The organism is uncultured Polaribacter sp., assembly GCF_947497695.1.
Classification (GTDB): domain Bacteria; phylum Bacteroidota; class Bacteroidia; order Flavobacteriales; family Flavobacteriaceae; genus Polaribacter.
Map to the genome: position 1 here is coordinate 119,114 of NZ_CANMHM010000002.1, position 20,822 is coordinate 139,935.

General features: G+C 30.7%; 8 protein-coding genes. All 8 read right to left on the reverse strand.

What is annotated here, in order from left to right; all coding sequences use genetic code 11:
• Positions 1 to 256 precede the first annotated feature (256 nt).
• Positions 257 to 2,365, reverse strand: coding sequence for a BNR-4 repeat-containing protein (locus tag Q0731_RS02875; RefSeq protein WP_299059603.1), 2,109 nt, complete (start codon positions 2,363 to 2,365; stop codon positions 257 to 259).
• Between the two features lie 92 nt (positions 2,366 to 2,457).
• Entirely contained in the window at positions 2,458 to 5,991 is a 3,534-nt protein-coding gene (locus Q0731_RS02880; protein WP_299059606.1) for a sulfatase-like hydrolase/transferase, read from the reverse strand.
• Positions 5,992 to 6,417: 426 nt separating this feature from the next.
• Entirely contained in the window at positions 6,418 to 7,566 is a 1,149-nt protein-coding gene (locus tag Q0731_RS02885) for a DUF5627 domain-containing protein (RefSeq protein WP_299059610.1), read from the reverse strand.
• Between the two features lie 35 nt (positions 7,567 to 7,601).
• On the reverse strand, positions 7,602 to 9,308 hold the full coding sequence (locus Q0731_RS02890; protein WP_299059613.1) for a RagB/SusD family nutrient uptake outer membrane protein: 1,707 nt from the start codon (positions 9,306 to 9,308) through the stop codon (positions 7,602 to 7,604).
• Between the two features lie 28 nt (positions 9,309 to 9,336).
• Entirely contained in the window at positions 9,337 to 12,399 is a 3,063-nt protein-coding gene (locus Q0731_RS02895) for a SusC/RagA family TonB-linked outer membrane protein (protein WP_299059616.1), read from the reverse strand.
• 90 nt (positions 12,400 to 12,489) lie between these two features.
• Positions 12,490 to 14,394, reverse strand: a complete 1,905-nt coding sequence (locus Q0731_RS02900) for a RagB/SusD family nutrient uptake outer membrane protein (RefSeq protein WP_299059619.1) — start codon at positions 14,392 to 14,394, stop codon at positions 12,490 to 12,492.
• A gap of 10 nt (positions 14,395 to 14,404) precedes the next feature.
• Positions 14,405 to 17,566 carry a TonB-dependent receptor gene (locus Q0731_RS02905; protein ID WP_299059622.1) on the reverse strand — a complete coding sequence of 1,054 codons (3,162 nt, stop codon included), beginning with the start codon at positions 17,564 to 17,566 and terminating at the stop codon, positions 14,405 to 14,407.
• A 766-nt stretch (positions 17,567 to 18,332) separates the two neighbouring features.
• Entirely contained in the window at positions 18,333 to 20,819 is a 2,487-nt protein-coding gene (locus Q0731_RS02910) for a glycoside hydrolase family 9 protein (protein ID WP_299059625.1), read from the reverse strand.
• Between the last annotated feature and the right edge of the window lie 3 nt (positions 20,820 to 20,822).

The window sequence follows — 20,822 nt, forward strand, 5'->3', positions numbered from 1 at the left end:
ATTGAATACATTCACTAAAAAATGTACTAAGTATTTATTTAATTTTACAAGAACAAACCAATCTGTATCCATCTCTAATGATAGATTACTAACAAACACAAAACCATTTACTAATATCTTTTTTATAAAATATTTTTTAATTGATTTTCAATTTTCGGTTCTTTTGCTAGATTCAGACGTAAAAAAACCATAGACAAAATAATTAAATAGTAATTTAATATTTTATCTATGGTCCTAAAATTTAATTATTGAACTGCTATTCTATAATTATTCGTTTCAAAAAAGTAGTATTATCTTCTGAATTTAACCTTAATAAATACAAACCCTTTGTGAAGTTAGAAAAATTAAATAGATTTTTGTTTACAACTCCTTTTTGTAAAACTCTACCTTGTATGTTTATTAATTGATAATCCATGTTTTTGATAGATGTATTCAACTTAAATACACCTCTACTTGGGTTTGGATAAACACCAATAGCACTAACATCAAAACTTTTAGTACTCAAAGGCAATTTTGAAAAAAATTCTATTTTGTCTGGTTCACTAGATAAAGAACGTTTCTGTGTTAGTCTAATCGTATTTTCTCCTTGATTTAAACTTACATTTTCGATGCTGTTTTCTTCATAAATATTCCAATCTCCAGTTTTTGAAACTAAGAAGTTATTATATGATTGTTCATTTATTTCTACATCCATAGTAGAATCATCTCTGTTTCTAACAGCAACAGACAACACAACATTGTAATCTCCAGCTTCAGCAATATTAAATTTATATTCTAAGAATTGATTGCTTCTAAAAGCATCTATATATTTCCCTCCAGAAGCAGAAGGACTTGTACCAATAGTAATATCGTTTGAAGCTGTTGTATAATCTTCTGCTTCTAAAATTACTAGTGGTTTATCCTCTTCTTGAACTATTTCTTCAGCCAAACTAAATTCTTGAAAATACAAAGGACGTTTATCACCTTGACCAACTGTATTATTCCCAGTATCTTCCATCAAATACACATAAAGTTTATCATCTTCAACAAAGGCATCAAAATGATCAAAAGAAATGATTTCTTGTCCTGTGTAGATTACTTTCCAATTATTTTCGCCTTCTAAAGTAGTTTTGATGTTTACTTTACCACCAATTAATTCTACCATAAACACATGGTTTTTGTAGCTAAATAGTTCTCCTCTAGTCTCAGGATTAGGGATTAAACCTCCTGCATTTTTAGAAAAATTAGCATCAGCTGCTCTTTTATAATAATGAACATTGATATTATCAACACGTTGTACAAAGTGAATCGCTCCGTTTTCAGTGACTGTCCAAGCTGGATCTGATGAAGATCTTGGGTTTGTAGCTGTGCCAAAATCGTCTCCTGGTTGTGCAATTTGAACAGGATCTTGTGCAGGATTTATATTGTTTTTAATTGGTAACGAAATAGGTGTATCATTTACATCAAACCATTGACTAGATTGATTTTTAGGAATATCATTGGTGTAAGCAAAATACAAACCACTGTTTAATGAATATCCATTACTTGTACTTGTACTATTGTTTGTAGAATAACGAATAGAAAATCCTGAGTAAAATTTACCATTTAAAAAACGTTCACCACCATACATATTATTTCTATTTGGCAAGGCTAAAGTTCCTTCATGAAATAACCAATTATTTGTCCATGAAGTTCCATTATAATGTGCCAACTCTATATCTCCATTTCCTGAGCCTCCTCTTCTATACCTTGCAACTAAAGTTCCATCATCTGCTCTATGAATCATAGGATAGGTCATACGTTCATAATTTTGTCCAGACTTTAAAAAGTTTTTCTTAGGCTCAAAAATGTCTAATGTAAATTCATTATCTGGCACAAAAGCCATCTCTTTTTTTGAAACAGAATAGTTGAAAAAATCGTTGGGTAAACTTGTTTTATTATAGGCATGCATATCATAAATAATATGAATTGTGTTGTCTATAGTGCTTATACCAATAGCTGCTGTATTGTGAGAATCACCTCTAATACCTGTTCCTTTTAGTAATTCACCTCCTTGACCTACATGTTGATGTGGGAATTGAATAGTTACCCAAGGTGAGTTTTCTACATTTAAGTTTTTTCTAGACAACATTAAATTACGTTGATCCATACCTCCTTTGTACCAAGTTACAAATGCGTAACCATTTATTACATCTACACAATCTCCATGAGGAGAAATTCTTTGACCAAACCTATAATTTACATCCTTGGTACCTGCAAAAAACAAAGCACCTTCACCTTCTTGTGTAACTTTAGTGTTACTTTTTATTATTGCTGATAATTTCTTTTGCCCATGAACACTAATGAAGAAGCCAATTGTTAAAATGAATATGATTATTTTTCTCATAGTTAAAGTGGATTAATTATTAAAAACGACAAAAGGTAGTAAAAAACTACCTCTTGTTAAGTCGATTAAATTTTTAATAAATTACTATAAATTTAAAAAGAATTTATTTTTAATTGAATGGTGTGTTTCCCTGGAGTTAATCTTACAATTTTAAATGCAGAAGGTACACTTTTTCCATTATGGATAAACTCTTTTCCTTCTGAACCATTTAAAGAAAATTCTGCTACCATATTTCCAGGAATTTCAATCTCATACGTCTGTAACCTTGGACCATTATGTTTGTAACTTGCTTTTATAGTACCTCTTACTGTTGGCACTTCAATTGAGCTCTGTTTTAATTTACTCATTTGAGGTTTAATCGTAGCAATACCAAATCCTGGAGTTTTAGGTTTAATACCCCATAATCCTCTAGGAATTACATTGGCAGGAGCTGCACCCCAAGCATGATTCCAATCTAAATTAATTTTATACTCATACCCCCAAGCTTCTAAAGAAATTGTAGAACCTTCTCTCATCATATTATACCAACTTCTTTTTGCTTTGCTTGCTAATAATTCTAATGCATAATCTTCTTCACCAGCATTGTACAAACCATCCATTAAAAACTGTGCTCCATAAACACTACAAGCCATCCCTCTAGATTTCACAAAATCTACCACAGATTGATAGTGCTCTTCTGGCACTAAACCAAATGCTAAAGGCATCATATTTGCGTGAAGAGATGCATGGTCTGTTCCAATTCCGTCTACATAAACGCCACGTTTTTTATCGAACATTTGTTCGTTAACTGCTTTTTTAGCTTTTGCAGCTCTGTATTCAAAATCTAAAGCTTCTTGTGTTTTTCCTAATAATTTAGCAAACTCTGCCATAATTTTCATGTTCTCATAAAAGAACGCATTAATTACAGTGCTGTATGGTTTAAATACAAAACCATCTCTTTCTCCTTTGGTTTTACTACCTGCAAAATTCTTAGAAGGCCAATCTACAATATCTGTTAATGGCTTTTTATAACCAGGTTTAAAACCTAATTTGTACATAAACTCTTCTGTAACTTTTGTTGATGTAATTAAACCATCATCATTAGATAATTCATACAAAGTTTTATGTTTTAATGCTTCATAATAACGTTCAATCAATTCTGAATTTCCAGTATACATATAATCTGCATAGATTAACAATGCTACATGTTGTTGCCATTCTGTTGGCCATGTTGGATGCTCCATAAAATACTCAATAGTACGTCTTGCAATTGCAAATTCTCTATCTGTTGTATAATGACTTAATTGATTTAAATACGCATCTGCCTCATAAGGAATACGTTCTCTGTCTCCATCTACATACAATCCGTTAAATGTTGTTGCTTTAATTGAGTATTTACAGAATTCCCAAACTTGGTTTAAAATATCATTATTACTGTTAAAATCACTAGCATCGTCTTCCCAATAACCTGTGTGTCTTAATTGCTCAAAATCATCAGCTTTTAAAGCTGTTTTCGCTCCTTCTACTTCTGCATATCTAAAAGGTTGTAACACAGGGAAACCTTTTGGTAAAGGAATTGCCTTACTTGGTCCTTTCATACGTTTGTCTGGAACTGGGTTAATTTCTAATTGGTATTTTGTTTTTCCTGGTGTTACATAAACCTTAACTTCTTGATAACGAATGTTACTTTTCTTTGGTACAACTCTATTTACGTTGCCTTTATCATCTAACATTTCTCCAATTCTAAATGTTAGTGTATCTGGTTCTTTAGCTATATAATTAAAGTCTATGGTTGCAAATGCTGCCTTACCAAAATCCATAAAGTAAAAATCGCCTCTATTTTCAAATACAACAGGTTTTACTTTATCTACTAAATATTTATTTTCTGTTGATATAATATAGTCTTTACTTTTACCTGTTGTAAATTCTTGTGCTTCAGAATAATCTACTAAACGATTTGCTTCATCCCAAATTCTAACTTTCCAGAAATACGTTTTACCTATATCTAAAGCATTTCCTGTAAATTCTACATCTGTAGATTTAGAAGAAGCAACTCTACCACTATCCCAAACATTACCATTATTAGCATCTATAATTGCTTTGTTTGATGCTACTAAAATTTGATAAGCTCCTTGAAATTTTGCACCTAAAGGTACTGTCCAACCGAATTCTGGTTTTAAGTCAAAAACTTTCACCTCTGCACTTGGTTCTCTGATTAATTCTACAGTTAAATCTGTTGGAGCGGCTCTATAATGATTGCTGTTCTTTTTGATTAACTCTTCTGTCTTTGCACGTAAATCCGCTAAAACTTTTCTATATTTTCTTTTACCTACAAGGTTTTTAATTTCTTGAGGATCTTTTTCTAGATTGTATAACTCTTCAATAGTTTTGTCATTTACATATCTAAAGTATTTCCATTTTTTAGTTCTAACACCTTCACTTGGTGCAATGTTTTTAAAGTCCCAAATGTGTTCTATTAAAACAGTATCTCTTTCAATAGATTTCTTTTCTTTATTAACTATTGGCATCAAACTTTTTCCTTGCCAAGATTTTGGTGCTTTTACACCTGCTAAATCTGCAATAGTTTGTGTTACATCAATATTTAAAACCATATCATCTATATCTTGATGCTGGTTTACTCTTGGATCAAAAACAATTAAAGGTACTCTTATAGAATTGTCATACATTAACCACTTTCCTGCAAATTGGCGTTCACCCAAGAAATATCCATTATCACCCATTACAATAATAACAGTGTTTTTATCTTGACCTTTTTCTTTTAATTTTTCACGGATTTTTTTGATTTCTGCATCTACGCCAGAGATCATTCTATAATATCCTTTTATACTGTGTTGGTATTTTTCTGGATTGTCATATCTCCAAGTCCAACGTAATCTGTTAAAACCTTTTTTAACAATTTCTGGTTGCGCGTTAAAATATTTATCGTCACTTAAAGCTGGTTTAGGCATTGTAGTACCTTCTAGCATCTCATCCATAGTACTTTGCCAAAAATATTGCTTTTCTGCTCTATCATGTGCGTGAGGTGCACTAAAACTTAAAGAAAGACAAAATGGTTTGTCTCCTGTTGCATTTTTATCAATAAAATCGATGGCTTGTTGCCCAGTATATCTAGTTAAATGGACAGTATCTTTATCTATTGTTTTGTAATAATAACCTCTTTTATCTTTAAATCTGTTGTTTCTATCATAAGAATCATACTCATTAAATTGTTTGTCTAAATGATTATATCTTGTACCATATTTACCAAAGAAACCTGTATAATAACCATTGTCTTTTAACAATCTTGGATAGGAATCATCCATATATTCATCTCTAACATTACCTGTTTGGAAATTGTAATTATGTGCTCTTTCATACAAACCTGTTAAAATACTAGTTCTACTAGCTGCACAAATTGGTGTGGTAACAATTGCAGATTTAAAATAAGTTCCTTTTTCTGCTAAATCGTCCATTTGTGGCGTTTGCACATATTTATTACCTGCATAACCAATGGCATCAAATCTTTGATCATCAGTTAAAATAAAGATGATATTTGGTTTTTCTGAAGCTGTTTTTTGTTGTGCGCTTATTGTGTTAAATGCATTTAAAACACAAAGTACTGCTAATAAAAAACTATTTTTAAACATATCTTGTTCTGTTAAAGTATTATTGTATTAATTTTATTTTATAATAATTTATAAGTTTATAAATGTAAAACTTAAGTTATCAAGTTGTATCCTGTCCTATCCTGAAAAATTCAGTAATAATTAAATTAAAAATATTAAAATATATAATCTATAAAAAATTGATTACAAAAACTTATTGTAATTAAAAATATTTGCAGTGGAATATAAAGCTACATAGATACAAAAAAAATGAAAGCTTATTTAATTTTGCTGTTTTGAATAATCAAAACATAATATAAATATATAAAACCTAAATAATTAAATGAACAGGTTATTTAAGCTATAAATTGAGAATAATTAAAATATTTGTATCTGTTATAATAAAAAACCTTTCATTAAAAAATAATGAAAGGTTTATATAACTTGATAAGATAAAGATATTATTATTTATTCATTTAAATAAAAAGTAAATTCTTCAAATTTAACATCTCTATCTCTTATAACCAAAGTATCTTTAACTGTATGAAACAAATCTATTGTTGATGTAACATCAGTAAAATTAAAATTTTCTTTAGTATTTTCTACCACTTTATCTTGGTATTCATATTCTAAATAAATTACATCACGTTTTTCTCCACCCCATTCATCTCCATTTTCAACAAACTTTCCTGTTCCTGTAACAACAAAAGGACTATTCTCATCTGCACTGGTAATTGTAATATCTTCACTATCATTAAATGTTAATAATAAAGAAACATTACTATTACTAGGAATACCTGGTCTTCTAACACTATTTATGCTAATAGCTTTATTTCTACCTGCAGTTGATACTGAAGTTATTTCATCACGTACAACAAATTCAGATCTATAAACTGTAGATCCATCAACAACTGTTTCGTCTTCAGAATTTACAAAACCTGTTTTAACTACTTTAGTAGATCCAACAACTTTATCCTCACCTCTACGTAAATAAATACCTTGATACTTATTCATAAACTTGATACCAAAAAGTGTATAATCTTTAGGAAGAATTGACCAATTGTTAGCGATTACCCTTTTAGGTTCAGCTATACCTTCATTTGGAACTCCAATTAAAAGAGAATCTAAATCTACAAAATTTGTGATTTTTAAAGGAATAACATAATTTACGGAATCATTTACAGCAACAAAAGAAAGAGGATCATCAAAAAAAGCATCTGTAAGTTGAACAGGAATACGCCCTTTAATAGAACCAGCAGGGATTGTAAGTGGACTTTCTTGTTCAATAGTGTAATAGGATTCAGGTAATGCAACTACATTTGTACTAATTCCACCTAAAATAGTTGGATTAATTATATCTGTATCTACTTCAAAGTTTACTTTACGATCTATATTGTTATTGTATACTCCAGACATTGTTACTCCTATCTCAAAACGACCATTGTTGTCATTATCATTAAATCCTAAATCGTATTTACCTTGTATTAATGTTCTTACAGGTGTTTGAAATGGAAAATATACTGAAGTTGAGCCAAAGTCAGGAAAATCACTTTCTTGGTTTTCGCAAGCCATAAAAACTAAAGCAAAAGCGAATATTATTAATAATTTATTTTTCATTTTTAATGTTTTTATTTATTTGAATATACATTTAATTACCAACCATTATTTTGCTCAAGTTCTGAAAACTTTATAATCTCGTTATTTGGTATTGGCAAATAAATAGCATTAGATTGGAAATTTCTTTCTTCTACAGAAGGTAACTCCACATAATTGCTTCCGTCAAAAAAGTAACCCCTAGCTGTTTCTGTTAAAGATACTCCCCATCTTCTTAGATCCCAGAATCTGTGACCTTCGAAACATAATTCTAAACGTCGTTCATTTCTAATAAGTTCCCTCATAGCTTCCTTAGTAGTGATAGTACCTATATAGTTATCTGGTGTTATATCTGCTCTCTTTCGAATTTCAGAAATTACATCAAGTGCTGAAATACCTTTAACTTTAAAATCAGGACCTCCTATTTCATTAGCTGCTTCTGCTAGGATTAAAAATAATTCTGTATATCTAAAATATACATTAGCATGAATTTTACCTGATGATCCTTGGCTAGTTATTGTAACATCTGGACGTAATAACTTTTTAAGATAATAACCAGTTGTTGTTGAAGATTGTTGAATAGAATCTACTCTATCAATACCTCCTTTAAAACCTGTATTAATTGTACCTCCTCCAAAGGTAGCACCGTTAACAACAATATATTTTTCTAATCTTGGATCTCTATTTGCATATGGACTCTGAGGATCATATTGATCAGAATCTGTAATTGGTCTTCCATCATTCATAGGAAATGCATCTACAAGATTTTGGGTTGGGTTAATTTCACCTCTACCATTAACTGAAGGTGGAAACATTCTTAACTCTAAAGTTGCAGTATTACCACTTAGAGAACCACGCCATAAAGACTCATTTGGGTCTTCAACATTGGTGTCATTTATATAAAACTCATTACCATTTGGTGCTAAACTAGAAACACCTCCGTTAAGTTCAATAATTTCAGCAGCATTTTCAGCTGCAATAGTGTAGTAGTTTCCTTGACCATTTAAGAAAGATGGACTAGCCGCAAAAAGAGCCAAACGTGCCTTTAAAGCTTTCACAATTCTACCTGACAAACGTAAATTATACTGAGAGCCATTTACTCTGTTATAAATACCATCATCTATCTCATCATATTTTGAGTCTTTAACACCATAATCTGTAGGTAATAATTCTAATGCATCATCAAAATCTTTCATAATGGCATCAACAGTAGCCTGGAATGACAAACGAGGCACATTAAAGTTTTCATTTGGTTCAATAAAGTCTTTAAAATAAGGAACCCCTAATAACTCACCAGAATCATTTTTCCCAGCATGAGCTTGTAGTACATAAAAATGATGCAAACCTCTTAAAGCCAAAGCTTCTCCTTTTAAACGATCATTAAACAAACTGTTAGCTACCTCATCTTGAGCCCAAGTTACTTCACCTGAATCTAAAATTTCCAAAAAACGATTTGCCCAAAATACTCTTTCGTAATTATTCCATCGTGATGCTGGATTAAACTGAGCATTTAACTCTCCATTTGCAATTCTTTTGAAACTATTATTTAATTGATTATTAACGGCATCATCGGTTGCACCGTCAGAAAATGTTAATTGACTTACTAAACCAGTATATGCATTTAATAATACTCCTTCTGACCTTCCTGGAAACTCTTTAACATCATCTAAAGTTAACCTATTTTCATCAATTGGCTCTAAGGTATCACAGCCAATCATGCCAGCAAAAACTAACACAATTAATATATATTTTATTAAATTTTTCATTTTATTTATCTAATTATTTATTATTGAATTAAAATGACACTCTTAAACCTAAAGTATAAGCTCTAGCTAAAGGGTTTGAACCAATTCTTAATTGACGAATATCTCTATTTTTTGATATTTCAAACAAGTTTGTTCCTGATATATTCATACTTAAATCTTCTATACCAAGTTTATCAATTAAACCTTCAGTAAATTCATAAGTTAACTGAGCTCTATTGATATTAAAAAAACTGTTGTCATATAACCAAAATGTTGATGATCTAAAATTATTTGAATTTGTTCTGCTAGACAATCTAGGAAATGTTGCTGTGTTAGCTGTTGCAGGAGTCCAACGACCTAAAACAACCTCAGAATACTTATCATTTCCATCAACTGAATAATATTGATTAAAATTACTAGCTAACTTAGTACCCACAGCACCAGTTTGACCAGTACCAAGAACAAATAAATTAAACCTTTTATATTTAACATTAAGATTAATTCCATAAGACCAAGGACTACTACCTTGACCTATACCAATAATATCATCGTTATCAATAACTTGGTCAGTATTTTGATTCTTGTACTTTATATCTCCTGGTTGAACATCTCCAAAACTTGGAACTGGCATTCCTGCTTTTAAAGTATAACCTCCATTGGCATCAACATCAAAATCAGCTTCAGTATAAAACCCTTGATCCTCTAAACCAAAAATTGTAGACAATTCTTTTCCAACTCTGTTCTGATAATCAAATTCGTTTATTTCAGATCTTTTTAATGCTTCTGTTTGACTATATAAAACATTAGCACCTAAACTTACTTCAACATTATTAATAGTTTTATTATAATTAAATCCTAATTCAAAACCAGTATATAAATTATTATTAAAATTATTATAAGGTCTAAAGTTGTCATAAAATGAAGGATATTCAGCTCCTAAGAATGCAATTTGCTTGTCTAGTTCTGTTCTAAAATAATTAGCTTCTATCCATATAGAATTCATTAAATAGGTTTCAAAACCTAAATTTAAATCAACACGTTCTTCAAAAGTTAGGTTTGGATTTGCTCCTTGTGATAGGTTTTGTCTGTTATTAAGACTTTGTCCATCTGCCCAATTAAAGTTATTGCCGTTAGAATAGTTTTCATCATATAAGTAATAGCCATTAATACCTATATCTGATTTGATAACACCTCCTGTAGCTTTGATTTTAAGGTAATTGACAAAGTCAACATCTTTCAAAAATTGTTCTTCACTTAATACATAAGCCAAACCAAAAGTTGGTGAAAAACCACCTCTGCTACCCTCTGCAAGTTTAATTGAATTAGCATAAGTACCACTAAAATCAAAATATAATTTTTTCTTATAGTCATAAGATACTTGAAAACCTATATGAGAATCTACATCTCTTTGAATAACATTATTGCTATTCTGTGAGTTATAGTAAGCTAATAAGGTTGTATTAAAAGAATGATCATCTTTAATAGTTTTATTATAATTTAACAATCCATAAAAACCAAAACGTGATAAGAAACCATTAGTACTTACGTTTTCAGATATATCTTTTCTATCTTGACCAAAAATACGAGAATCATCAATTACATCTGGTGTTAATGGATCATTATCTAGGTCAGATTTACCAAAATTATTTATTAAATTACCTTCCCATTCAGGAGCATAAGTTTTAAATTGATTTTCTATAGACAAGTTATAAGAATCATAAAAATCAAAACTTAAATATGTCTTAGCAGATAAACCTTTAACTATTTTGTCTAAGTCAAAATTAATAGAATTATTGAACTGAGTTGATCTAAAAACTGTGTCTCTATACCCTCCAGCAATTGCTAATGCAATGGGTGCATTGTTCCCTAATTCTTGAGAAGTACCTAATATCGTTCCATTAAATTTACGAGCTGATAATATTTGTCCTGCAACTGTTTCATTACTAGTATCTATTAAATCTAAAGGCAAAAAAGGTGAGTATGCATTAGGTCTTAAAGTAGTTGCTGAACTTAATATATTAGCTCGAGACGCTCTATTTGTACTTACAATAGCAATACCATCTAAGCTACTAGTTATCCAATCATTAATTTTAAAATCAATATTACCTCTCAAATTGAAACGGTTTGTTCCTGCGTTAATATCTTCATTAATATCAACCCAAGATCCAGTTCGGTTCCAACCAACATTTACATAGTACTGATTGTTTTTATTACCTCCAGAAAATTCAGTAATAACACTTGTATTGATTATAAATGGTTCTACAAACTGACTTGAATAATAATCTACATCAGGAAATTCTATTGGATTTAAACCACTTCTAGTATTATTGATTAGTTCGCTAGAAAAAGGTAAATTAGGTGTTTGTCCTGCTGGTGTGTCATTTATTGTAGCTTCATTAAAAAGTTGCATGTATGCAGCAGAACTCAAATAATTTGGCAAGGAAATTGGAGTGCTAAATCCTGAACGAACATTTACGTTAATTTCCTTTTTATTTACTTTTCCTCTTTTTGTATTAATAACAATTACTCCATCTCTGGCTTGAGTACCATACAATGCAACGGCATTAGCATCTTTAAGAACAGTTATTTGCTCAACCTCCTCCATGTTTAAAATATTAGGATCACGACCTAAAATACCATCAATTACAAAAATAGCGCTTCCGATACCTCTAATGTTATCACTACCCCTAACACCTAACATCAATCCGTTGATGTAATTTCTAAGAAACTGGGTGTTATCATAAGTTATACGATCTCTAGTATTGATAGTAGAAACTGATCCAATCATCTCTCTACGATTTTTTGAAGCTACACCCATCTTAATTTCATCCTCTTTAGAGGTAAGAAATAATGATTTTTCTAAAACAATATCAGTTGATAAATCTGAAATACTTAGGATTTTTGACGTGTAACCCTTTTTTTCAATAACGATAGATTGATCGTCTATTGATTTAATTTCAAAATTACCATTAACACCAGTAGAAGTTTTATATCCATTGATACCAAAAACACTAACCCCACTTATAGGATTACCTTGTTTATCTACCACAGTTGCTTTTACATTTAAACCTTTTGTTTGTGCAATTGTAATGGAACAAAAGCTGAAAAACATTAAGCATGCTAGGATAAATCGTTTATAAAATTTATTATTTATCTTCATTTTTTTTCTTTATATTAATTAAAACGAATTTTATGTGGAGGTTTACCATCCTGGATTTTGAGGAAAGCCCTCGTATATTTGTGTTTGTTTCGCTTCAAATGGCAACCAATAATGTTTTGGGTATTCACACACTCTCATTACAAGTTCTTCTGGTTCATACCCTCCAACAGTAGCATGATTTTCAGGGAAATTTAAAGCTGTTTTTTGTTTGTATTTTTCTAGATGAGCAACACCCCAACGACGAATATCAAGCCATCTATGTGCTTCATAACATAGTTCAACAGCTCTTTCTCTTCTCAATTCATCCATAAATTTGTTGTTATCACCCACAAATTCTTTTAGAATATCTGGCATACCAGCTCTTTGACGTAACTCATTAATTGCAGCCTCAGCAGTTAAACTATGAGAAAGTGGTGCTGTGGTTGCTCCTTTAGAAGCATGTAATGCTTCTGCATACATCAAATAAACATCTGTATATCTCATGTGAAGGCGCACACCTACATATTGATCTATAATATCATTCCATCTACTATGATACTCTCCATCAACTATAGGGTAAAATTTTGTACGCATATAACCTGTTGTAGACTTTATATTACTATTACCAGATCTTCTGTGGATACCTGTTTCCGTATCTGAAACACGCCATAATTGAGCTCTTTGATGTTTAGCATCAACACCTGTAGCTCTTGGAGCAACTAAATCTCCATCAGTAATATGCCATCTATCAAAACGTGGATCACGATTATCAAAAGGTTTGTTAGGATTATAATCTGAAGCACCAAATTGACCACTTAAATCATCTTCAATTGAAAGTCCATTAGCCATCCCAAAATTATTATAAATATAATTATGTGTAGGACTAATTGTTTCAAAACCTGCTGATGTATTATGAAAGTCTTTACTTACTCCTGATGTCATAAACCTTTCTGATTGCACAGTATTACCACCTGTAGCAGCAAAGATAAATTCTGTACCACCTGGCCAAGCATTACGTGTAGGAGATTTCCAAAAAACCTCGTCGTAATTTTCCCAAGTTGCTAATGAGTATTTCCCAGATTTAAGCACCTCTGCAAAAGCATCTACAGCCATATCACACAATTCAGTATCATATTGATAAGTATTTAACCCACCTTGATTATTACTAAACATTAATGGGCTTGCAGCTAAAAGTAAATTTTTACCTTGAAAAGCATAAGCTGTCATTTTATTAATTCTATTTTTATTATCACCTGCAGTTAATCTTCCATATGCCTCATTATCCCAATCAAAAGGTAATAGGTCAATAGCTCTCTTATAATCTTCATTGGCCGCCAAAGCAGATTCTTTATAAGTTTCTGGTCTTTGTGTATTTACCACTCCAACATAAACTTCTGTTATGTATGGAAAACGTCCCCAAAACTTCATTATTTCATTGTGAAAAAATGCTCTAAAGAAATACGCTTGACCTAAAATTACATCTCTTTCAGCTTGACTAGCATTAATCAACAAGTCAATATTCTCTATAATTATATTAGCTTTACGAATACCTCTTAAACTTGCATCCCATAACCCAGGCCTTTGTCTATTAAAAGCATTATTATTTGTAACATTTGCTGAATTTACACCTGTAGACCCATATTCTGCACCATAATGATTAAAAAAGTAAGAGAAATTATCTGATATAACAGCAAATAAATCTCCATTATCAATATCACCACTTATCTTAGCCTCTCTATCAACATGACCATCATCTCCCAATAAATAATCTTGAAAAGTATGAGTTTGCTGTTCATAAGAAACAACCAAGGAATACATTTCTTCTACAAAACCTTGAGCATTATTAAAACTTGAGAAAACATCTTCTTCACTTAAGCTTGTTTCGGGAGCTTGATCTAAAAAATCCTCACATGAAAAGGAGAACAAGAGCCCTAAAATCATTATTAATTTTATTGTATAGTTTTTCATTACGTCTTTTTTAAAAATTCATATTAAACCCAAAATTAAATCTTTTTAAGGTAGGGTAATTACCTCTAGATCGTGAATCACCAATATCTCTATCATTATCACCTGCATTAAACTCTCTATCATCTGGTAGATTAGACCATAAGAACAAATTATTACCATTTGCAAAAACAGTCAATTTTTTAAGACCTAGTTTTTCACACGTTTTTTTAGGAACTTCATAAGAAACTGAGACTGCCTTTAATCTTGTTAAAGATGCATCTAACCAGTTATCTCTAGGATTTGTACCTCCATTTGCTAACCATGTTGGTTGTGTATCTGTATTGTTTGGGTTATCTACAGTCCAATAGTCTAAATCTTGTGTAAAAAGTAATGGTGTTCCTTGAACAAAAGCATTATTACTGAATTGTCTAGATGCATTTTGTGTTCCATATAATTGTGCTGAAACATTCCACCCCTTATAACGAGCTCCTAAAGTAGCGCTCCAATTTCTTTGAGGTTGTTCTGCATATCCAAATGGAGCTCTATCGGCACTTTCAGATGCATTAGTATCAAAAACACCATCTCCATTAAAATCTACAATATCATAATAACCAACTCTTGTATCTGCTTGACCAGCACTTTTTGGTGTAGACATGTATACATCATCCCAACTGGTTAATATTTCTGCTGGGATAAATGTTCTTGATTGACCTATTCTATACCCAGCATTTCTCAAGTGATCAGGTCTAAACAATGGATCATCTCTCTCAATTACTAAATCTTTTGCTTGGGTAAAATTAACATCTCCATAAAGATTTAATCCATTCCCAAAAGTATAATTGGTTCCAAGAACTACTTCATAACCTCTTACCTCAACCTTACCTCCATTAAAGTCTGGTGGTGTTTGCCCAAACCAATCTGGCACACTTCTTTGACTACCAACAATAACAATATTATCACGGTTTTCTGCAAAATAATCTAACTCACCTGATAGCAAACCATTGAAAAAAGAAAACTCAGTACCTATGTTATATTTTTCGGATGTTTCCCATTGTAAATTTGGATTACCAACTACTGACTCTCTGTAAAAAACATATGGTGAATTCGCAGCATATGAACTAGGAACTAAATAAGAAGAACCACCCAAAGCCCATTGAGACTGATACTTAAACCTATTTTCGGTAGCAAGACTGGTTACAAAATTATCATCTCCAACTACACCATAAGAACCTCTTATTTTAAGCTTAGATACCCAATCTACATTTTCCATAAAAGCTTCATTAGAAGGCGTCCATCCAACAGCTAAAGAAGGAAAGAGATCAAAACGAAATCCTTCACCAAATTGTTCAGAACCATTATAAGCACCATTAATATCTAAAAAGTACCTTGAATCATAATTATAAGTAACTCTTCCTACCCAATCTTCTCTAAATCTAGGAAAAACACTACCTGTAGCACGTTGTTGCCTTCTTACTAAGAATAATCCTGTAAAGTTATGCTTTTCTGCAATAGTCTTAGTATAGTTTAAAGAAAAATCATAAACCATTCTTCTTGCTCTTCGATTATCCTCTACTTCTGAAGCATCTATTGTCCAAGGTGCTTGCACATAATCAAAATCATTAACTCCATTAGGTATTAGAAGGTTTTCAACTCCATCCCTATAAAACCTCTGTCTTACACCTCCATCATTTAAAGATTGTTGACTTCTCATATTGTTATCTAACGAAAATCTACCCTGCATAGATAAACCTTCTGTTAGGAAATCTAATTTTTGCTTTACTATAAAATCTGTATTTATCTGAAAGTTAGTTAAAGTATTGTATCCACTTGCAGATAGATTTTGTACAGAGTTCTTAAAAACATCTTTTGCTTCTGGATCAACACCATAAAACCCATCTTCGTATACAGGAACATAAAAACTTGGTGCAACTAAATAAATTGCATTAGCTACATTCCTAATAGAACTTGGATTTTCTCTTACCCCTAGAAAACCTGAAAGATTTACGGAAATCTCAGTAGTATTTGTTACATTAAAATCGATATTTGTTCTATAATTAAATCTTTGATAATTAAATTGACCTAAATACCCTCTTCCATTGTCATATTTACCACCATCAAAAATATCATCGACAGTTTGGTATGCTAAACTACCAAAATATTTTGCTGTCTTATTACCTCCACGTACAGATAAATTGATTCTATAATCTTGAGCAAAATCTTTTAACAATTCATCCTCCCAGTTTACATTAGGATAAATATAACTTTCTTGCAAAGAGGCAGGATTACGATATCTATCTAAAATATTACCAGGTGTATAATCACCCCAAGAACTAGGCAAAACAGCAAGTTCTCTAAGAATAGAACTATTTGCTTGTGTTAAAGCATCAAAAGAATTTAATTTTTCCGGCAATTGCGAAATCATTTTTATAGTTGTATTCACATTTAATGACAATTGCGCTTTCCCTGTCTGACCTCTTTTTGTAGTTATTAAAATAACTCCATTTGCTCCCTCAACACCAAAAACAGCTGTTGCAGAAGCATCCTTAAGTACAGATAAATTTTCAATATCATTCATATCAATATCTGTCATTGATCTCTTTACCCCATCTACTAGAATTAACGGACCTCCTGAACCATTCCAAGAACTTTGTCCACGAATAAAAATCTTCATATTAGACTCTCCAGGAGCACCACTTCCCTGTATTGCTGTAACACCAGGTAAATTACCTTGTAAAGCCTCTTCAACATTTGTAATACCAGCAGCCCTATCTAACAATTCTTCTCCTTTGATTTGAACAATTGAAGCAACTACAGATTCTTTCTTTTGAGTACCATAACCAACGACAACAATTTCCTCTAAACTAGCAACATCTTCTTTCAAAATAGCATTAATAGTTGACTTACCATTTACAGAAATTTCTTTTTTCTGAAAACCTAAAGAAGAAAACACCAAAATTTTGTCACCAGAAGTTAACTTTAAAGAATAATTTCCATCGAAATCTGTTGAAGTTCCTCTGGAAGTACCTTTTTGCACTATACTTACTCCAGGCAAAGGCATTCCACCTTCATCTTTCACAACACCCGAAACCACTTCTTGAGCTTGCGAGCTAACAGTTGTAAAACTGAAGAAAACAAGTACTAGTAAGAACATAAATCCTGAAAAGGACCTTTTGTTTTTTAATTTTTGCTTCATTTTTAGTTTTAAATTTAATAAATAGTTATTTTTTTGATTCGATTTAAAGTAAGTCATAATTATAAATGTTTACTCAACCGATTACAATTTTACAAAACTTTAACACTTTAGGTATCCTGTACTATACTGATATATTAAGTCTTTTAACCTAATTATATTTAATATTATCTTTATAAATCTTAAAAAATAACACTAAAATCATAATTATTAGATATTTAAGTTTTTTTTATTCGTTAAACTCTTAGATGAAATAGCAAAAATGATTGATAAAAACTTTATTACTCTACTGTTAATAAAACTTAAATCAAATTAAAGGTATTGAAAAAAAATGTGAAATTTGAAATCGTTTAAAAGCTATAATTCAATAAAAAAAATAAAAATCTTATAAAAAGAGTTAAACATTACAGGGCAAACTTGAAGAAGAATCTTGTAACTGTTAGATTTTACATGGCTCATGGCTCATCTTAGCTAAATGACAATATACACAAAGGTACTTATACAAACTAAACTGTATACAAGGAAATTAAAGTGTTTTAGGCTAATACAAGCAATAAATTAATAGATAACTTTTTATGAATTAAAGTAAAGACATTAGTTTATATAGAAAAAGGCAGCTTTATTAATTTTATATCTAATTTTTTGATGTGATTCTTATAAACTGAACACACATAAAAATTCAGGAATTTAGCAAAGTTGTAATTATAAAGAATTGTATTTTCTGAACTTTATATATTTGGTCAAAAAATAAAGGATTTTTAAATTGCTTTTATTTTTTTATAATCTTTTTTGTGACACTACCTTTTTGCGAAATTACTCTGATAAAATACACCCCCTTTTTTAAATTTGTAAAATCTAATTTACTATTTTTTAAAAACTTATTTGTTTTAAAAATTTGTTTACCAGTAACACTAAAAATCCTTATCTCTTTTATATTATTATTTAAAAAGTAAAAATACAATTGACTTTCTACAGGATTTGGATATATTTCTACAATACTCTCTATATTACGATTATTTTGTAAACTTAAAGCCACATTATTATTTTGGTAAAACCTCAAAGCATTTGTTACGTAGGCTAAAGGTGCATTCCAGTTAATTGTAACTTCATTTGTAGCATAAGAACACCAAGTATCTGAAAACGACCTTGCAGCAACATTACTTGGATAAGAAGTACAATTATCTTGCTGACCTGGTTGTGGCCCTCCAGCTAACATACCTGGTATTGGTGCAGCAACTCTATCTGCATCAGAAATTCTATGATGTGGGTTTAATATTCTTTTATCTCCAAAACCAGAAACGAAAGTAAGACCTAAACCATTTCTTCCTAAAAGATAATCCATTGCTTTATAGGCTGCTTTTAAATATGTTTTATCATTTGATATTTCATAAGCTCTAATTAAATACATAATTTGATTCGCTGCAACACCATTGCTACCCCAAACATAATCATTATTTGCCATTCCTATATTCATAGCAGAATTATCTACTCTAAATTTAATATCATTTGCTGTATTTAATAATGTTGCTTTTAAGCTTGCTACATTAATATCTGTTGTAATAGAAACGGAATGATGATTTAAAGAAAGCAATGCCAAACTAGCAACATTTTGCCAACTTGGTACTCTATTATTAATTGCATTTAAATTAATATCATTTTTATATTGATTATCTTTTGTAGTAATAAATAATTCTGATGCTGCCCATTGAAATTCATCTGTCAAATTTCTATCTCCATATTCTCCTGTTTTTACATCTTGAGGATTTGTAAAATAGAGTATAGGATTTGCTTTGGCCCAAGCATAAGCATCTTTAGAAGCATTTAATAAAAGACTACTATATCCTGGTTTTTCATTTTTATAATCATTAAAAACACGAGAAGCTTGTGCTGTTACAGCTGCAAAATTTAAAGCAGCAGCTGTACTTTTTTTAACAACATAACGATTTGCTGTATATTTATCTGGCATTATTCTTCCAGAAAAATTTAAACCTGTTAATTTATGATACACACCTCCATCATTAGGATCTTGCATAGCTAACATCCAATCTAAATTCCATATAATTTCATCTAAAATATCTGGTAAATTATTTCCAGATTCTGGAATATTTAGGGTTTTCGTTTCATAATAAGATTTATAATGTTCAAAAGCCGCTAATAAAGTATAGGTAGAAATACCACTATTTACAACGTATTTATTATAATCTCCTGCATCAAACCATCCTTTAGGAGCTGAAATAATTGTGTTTGTAGGTCTAGCAGAAGATGCTGCAGAAGAATGAACTTTTACTTGTGTATCTGACAAACCAGATGCTCTTGCCCAAATACCTCCATTTGCAGAAGTTATTGCAGTACTTGCCCTGTTGTAATAGAAATATTTTAAAGAAGCCAATGACAAATCATTGTAAACATCATTTCCTATTTTAAATGTTTCTTGCGCTCCTTCTACATCAATTGTATATTGTCCTTCTGTATCAATTTCAGTGAAATCAATAACGGAAACATATTCTTGTGCATCTTCCCAAAAATTAACTTTAGAAGTTATTCCTGTTTTAACAATTACACCATTCTCATTTTTTATTGTATAATTTAATGAAGAAAAATTTTCTAAAGAATTTATACTTATGGTTTTTTCTCTTCCATCAAAATAACCAACTTGATTATATCTTATATTAATGTTGCTAACTCCTTCATTTCTTATGGGTAAAACAGAACCTAATGTAATCCAATCAATATCAATTTTACCAACATAACCCCCAATACTTGGTTTTGCAAAAAAGGATAAACTTTTAATTTTTGTAGCATCTAATGCACAAGGTGCAGAAGTACAAGTTCCACCAAAAGCACCATCAAATAGTTTGTTTGTAAAATCGAATTCGTAAATAGCATAGTCACTATCTAAATTTACAGAGGTTGGATTTTGATTTGTAAAATACCCTTTTTGATCTTTTAAATCGACCCTAAACTCTAAGTTTGGCGATGCTTTTGCTCTTACAAATAGCTTAGGACTATTAGAAATATCGATTGTATTAGCTACACCATTTACATGTAAATCATAAGATATCGCTGCCCACTTTGCTCCATTTCCATTTCCGCTAATTTGAAGGTTATCATTTACCAAAGAAGTAGAAAAACCTGATGGAACACTTACCACCTTATTTACAGCACTATTAAATTCATCAACATAAATTGGCGTTTGAGCATATATATTTGTTAGAAGAAGAAATAGCACTAAAAAAAGGCGATATTGTTTGTGCATTAC

Excerpts from the sequence above, each read along its gene's own strand:
- Q0731_RS02875 (WP_299059603.1), bottom strand. The coding sequence starts at position 2,365 with ATGAGAAAAATAATCATATTCATTTTAACAATTGGCTTCTTCATTAGT.
- Q0731_RS02880 (WP_299059606.1), bottom strand. The coding sequence starts at position 5,991 with ATGTTTAAAAATAGTTTTTTATTAGCAGTACTTTGTGTTTTAAATGCA.
- Q0731_RS02885 (WP_299059610.1), bottom strand. The coding sequence starts at position 7,566 with ATGAAAAATAAATTATTAATAATATTCGCTTTTGCTTTAGTTTTTATG.
- Q0731_RS02890 (WP_299059613.1), bottom strand. The coding sequence starts at position 9,308 with ATGAAAAATTTAATAAAATATATATTAATTGTGTTAGTTTTTGCTGGC.
- Q0731_RS02895 (WP_299059616.1), bottom strand. The coding sequence starts at position 12,399 with ATGTTTTTCAGCTTTTGTTCCATTACAATTGCACAAACAAAAGGTTTA.
- Q0731_RS02900 (WP_299059619.1), bottom strand. The coding sequence starts at position 14,394 with ATGAAAAACTATACAATAAAATTAATAATGATTTTAGGGCTCTTGTTC.
- Q0731_RS02905 (WP_299059622.1), bottom strand. The coding sequence starts at position 17,566 with ATGAAGCAAAAATTAAAAAACAAAAGGTCCTTTTCAGGATTTATGTTC.
- Q0731_RS02910 (WP_299059625.1), bottom strand. The coding sequence starts at position 20,819 with ATGCACAAACAATATCGCCTTTTTTTAGTGCTATTTCTTCTTCTAACA.